At 53.6% G+C, this 1322-nt stretch carries 2 protein-coding genes; both read left to right on the forward strand.

Translation table 11 applies throughout. The features are described from left to right. A partial coding sequence (locus tag AC15IQ_RS15300) for a CdaR family protein (RefSeq protein ID WP_483180357.1) occupies nucleotides 1–888 on the forward strand: 888 nt, incomplete at its 5' end. Continuing rightward, the coding region (locus AC15IQ_RS15305; RefSeq protein WP_483180359.1) for an FAD-dependent monooxygenase at nucleotides 885–1322 on the forward strand (438 nt) is incomplete at its 3' end. The genes AC15IQ_RS15300 and AC15IQ_RS15305, both read left to right, overlap by 4 nt.

Consider the following 1322-nt stretch of genomic DNA (forward strand, 5'->3'; position numbering starts at 1 on the left):
AAAATAATCTCCGTAATTATGTCCATACTGCTGTGGGCTTACGTGGTAAATCAGGGCAGCGCCTCTACCGGCCAGAACCAGGCCGTGGTGCCCCTGGAGTATCGCAATGTACCTGCCGGTTTGAACGCTAAAGGGCCGGAGCAGGTTACCATCAAGCTGTGGGGGATAATTGAAAAGAATGCCGCAGTGAAGGCCTATGTCGATCTCAATGGCTATGAAGCCGGGGTCTATGATGTTGCGGTGCAGGTGGAACCGGGGACCGGAGCCATTCTGACCAGACCTCAGCCACGAACGGTGCAGGTTCTTCTGGCCGGCCAGCAGGAACGTGTTTTCAACATAACTCATCGTGTTACCCGCAACCCTCCTTCAGACTATGAATTGTTAGATATCATGGTCAATCCTGACAAATGCCTGGTCAGGGGGGAGGAAGCCGTTATCAGAAATATCGATCATGTGGTAGCAGAGATAGATTTAAGCCAGACTGCGGATATAACCTCCCAAATGGTGAATCTGTCAGCCCGGGATGTTAATGGCAAGTCGGTAGGTGGCAGTTTCGAGCTTATGCCGCGCCAGGCCAGCATACACGCGGTGGTGGCCCCCCGACAGACCGCCAAAGAGCTGCCGGTTACGGTGGTCACCGGGGGTATCATAGCACCCGGTTTTGAGGTGATCGAGCTGTCAGCTCAACCGGCTGCAGTAAAGGTTATGGGAAAAAGCAGCGTAGTCGATAACCTGGCTTTTATCCCAACGGAGATGGTAGATCTGACTGAAAAGAGCCAATCTTTCCAACAGGAAATAGAGCTTACGGTTCCGCAGGGGATCACTGTGTTTCCTGCCCGGGTTATAGTGAATGTCACCGTAAGAAGCAGCACTGAGGAACAGTCATGAGGATCAGAATAAAAAATGTCAAAGTGCCCCTGGATTATCAGGAAAGCGATCTTAGGGTTGCCGCAGCCAGGGTTTTGAAATTATTGGCCCATCACCTGGGTCGGGTCTGGGTGCTCCGCGAGGCTGTGGACGCCCGCCGCCAGGAGGTGCACTTCAATGTCACCCTGGGGGTGGAACTGCCTGAAGATGTGGTGATTGAAAATAATCCTCAGGTTGCTCCACTGGAGGAATTGGTGCCATGGGTTCCTGTCCCGGGTGAAGCCTCTCTGCGCACTCCCCCAATTATCGTGGGCGGCGGTCCGGCAGGCTTGTTTGCTGCCCGGCTCCTGGCTTACCATGGCTATCGGCCTATATTGATTGAACAGGGAGGAGATGTTGATCGCCGGGTTGATCGGGTTAAAAGATTCTGGCGTGAAGGGATTCTGGATCAACGC

The sequence above is a fragment of the Syntrophomonas sp. DTU019 genome, assembly GCA_913757435.1.
Lineage (GTDB): Bacteria > Bacillota > Syntrophomonadia > Syntrophomonadales > Syntrophomonadaceae > DTU019.